Genomic DNA, 1,827 nt, shown 5'->3' with positions numbered 1-1,827 from the left:
AATGTTAAAATAGCCTTGATAGAACAACAATGTTTAGCGGAAACTATCGTCTTGCCCAAGCCGAGTTTTCGCTTATTTTTTTTGTTCTAATTCCTTTCTTGAATAATTTTCTAAAGCTAAAGCTAAAATTGCAGACTTAGAAAAACCCTTTTCTTTCGCAAGATTTTCCAAAGTAAAATACTGGTCTTCGGTTAGACTGACCGTAATTCTTTTTTTATTTGTAGCCATATTTTTACTCCAAACTAAATCAAATTTAAGTACACCATTATTATGCTTTTTTGCAACATTATTGTCAATAATATATGCTATAAATCTCTATTTCGCTAAAAACTCGCTAAAAACTCGCCGAAAACTCGCCGAGATTTAAAACTCTGTAACCATTGATATTAAAGGCTTGAAGACCATTTTTAACCAAAATTGGCACTCGGCACTTAAAAGGGGGGTCGTAGTACGGTCGCAAAATTCGCTCCCTCGCCCCCCTGATTTTCAAATTTATATCCCACACGAATAAAACCATGGGCGCTGCCCAAACCTGCAAGCTGTGTCAGCTTGACCCCATAAATGAGCGGGTGCTCCCGCTCAAACTCACCCCGCACTCGCCGTGAGGCAGGCAAAAAAAGCAGGTGTGCTTTTCTTTGCATGCGCAAAAGTGTCTTGGTCTAGTGAGTCTGTCAACTCCTTAAAGCCTCCTAGAACGGCTAAAAGCCGTTCTACGTCGATTTACCGTTGACAGACAGCTAATTATGCATTTAACAGCTAAAATGGCTTAGAGAGCAAATTAGACCCATTTAAAGCCAACATTCAAAGCAGTTAAAGTCCGAAGGAGATAACGACTGGACTTTAACTGCTTTGAATGTTTCAACTGACGCAAGTCAGTTTTGTTTGAGCGAAGCGAAATCTGATACAGGTTTTAGTGGTTTTAGCGCAACGTCATCTTTGATGACGTATAAGTGCGCCTTTAGCATTTTCTTTTGATTTTTTCATTGCTATTTTCATTGCTATTTTTAAAGCAATGTGCACTTACACACCACAATTAAAATTGATGGTGTTTGTGCTAAATTTCCTGTATCAGAAGTCGGCTAGCCGACAACAAAAAAAGGTGCTCGAATTGAGCACCCACTTTTTATTCACTAATCAATCTTGTATCTCGCCAGTTTCTTTGTCTATGTCTCCTCTGCCATACTTGCGTTCCTGATAAACAGCATCGAAATATAGTCTTATCAGTCCAGTATGAGCACGTAAAACCGAATTAACGACCTTGATACTAGGCATGCCATATTCTGAACCATGAGCTTTTAAAAAGCGTCTCAATTCACGCATATTTGCCAAATTATGGTCATCAATCAAATCACAAACATCATTCAGCATGTCGTCTTTATCTTCCACATCAAGCGATATATATCTATCAATATCAAAATTATTTATCAGCGTAATATCTTTTTTATTATATTTATGTTTTTTCTTCTCAATAGCATCTTTAGACTCATGTGTAAGGTATGAATACATGCTTGCCATACTTCTGATGACTATTTGCACTTTAGCGATACTCCGATCACCTAGAAGCTGTTTAATCTTGTACCGAACACTATCAGCAGTAACTGGATTTTTAGCCACATAGACAACATGATAATGCGGCTTTTTATAGTGCTTGCCATTTCGTATGACATCATCAGGTGTCCATTTTGATTTATCAGTTTTTTCATCCATATCATGAAATGGACTAATAGCAATTGGAACACCAATTAATTCTAATTTCGATTTCCAATCTTCTGGAATAGATTCGGGATATAACAAAAAGGTGAAGTATCTTGATTTGTCTTTTGCCAT

The 1,827-nt window shown here is 37.2% G+C and carries 2 protein-coding genes; both read right to left on the bottom strand.

The features are described from left to right. Positions 1–72: 72 nt before the first annotated feature. Positions 73–228, bottom strand: coding sequence for a ribbon-helix-helix protein, CopG family (locus ACYT32_RS12295; protein WP_003555393.1), 156 nt, complete (start codon positions 226–228; stop codon positions 73–75). 906 nt (positions 229–1,134) lie between these two features. Further along, positions 1,135–1,827: replication protein (locus ACYT32_RS12290; protein ID WP_012695376.1), on the bottom strand; the 693-nt coding region annotated here is incomplete at its 5' end.

The organism is Companilactobacillus sp. FL22-3 (assembly GCF_054881455.1).
This window is presented reverse-complemented; position numbering and strand designations above follow the sequence as displayed.